Below are 628 nucleotides of genomic sequence, written 5' to 3'. Positions count from 1 at the left end.
CAGACATATTTCAGCCAACGGTGGGTCTCATCAAAGCTCTGTTCATGCAGTAAGCGTTGCGCTACCAGCATAGGGGTGTAGTAGAACAGTTCCCAGAAATAGAGGGCGTTGGCGCCGCTGAAATCCATGGGCTCGGAATATATGTCCTTCAGAATATTGATATCTTCGAAATCCGTTAAAACGGACTTCGGATTTATCGTGATAATCCCTTTGTTATCCATAACAAAGTGTGGCCCTTTCCAATCAACATCTAATGGTGATTTTTTAAAGGTCATATAAACCTTGGCATGATAATCTTTATTTAATGGGGACTCATCAAGAGGAATAAATAAGGTGATGTTAAGGCTTATATCTCCAAACTGGCCTGAATAAATAATATGTGAATTATTATCAACGACATGTTTGATATGGAGTTTAAACCAACGCTCATTGCCATGAAGCGATGGGTTATAGGGAGGGATTTTAAACGTCACATAAAAACCCTTGCCGAGTTGCGGCTCTTGAATATTTTGGGTTTCCATACTGAGGATCGTATCGATTCCGGTTGTGGCACGCTCCACTAACTGACGGGCAAACAAGGTATTGAGGCGGATACGGTAAACGCCCCACTGCATATATTGGGCGCCAT

The 628-nt window shown here is 42.4% G+C and carries 1 protein-coding gene; it reads right to left on the bottom strand.

The genetic code is table 11. The annotated features are described in order from the left end of the window. Positions 1-614, bottom strand: a 614-nt coding sequence (locus Xenpb_RS19485; RefSeq protein WP_255523225.1) for a hypothetical protein, incomplete at its 3' end; no start/stop codon positions are given. Positions 615-628 lie beyond the last annotated feature (14 nt).

The organism is Xenorhabdus sp. PB62.4, assembly GCF_014467285.1.
In the GTDB taxonomy this organism is placed as follows: Bacteria; Pseudomonadota; Gammaproteobacteria; order Enterobacterales; family Enterobacteriaceae; genus Xenorhabdus.
Note: the sequence above shows the minus strand (reverse complement) of the source record. Positions and strands in the feature narration are given on the sequence as shown.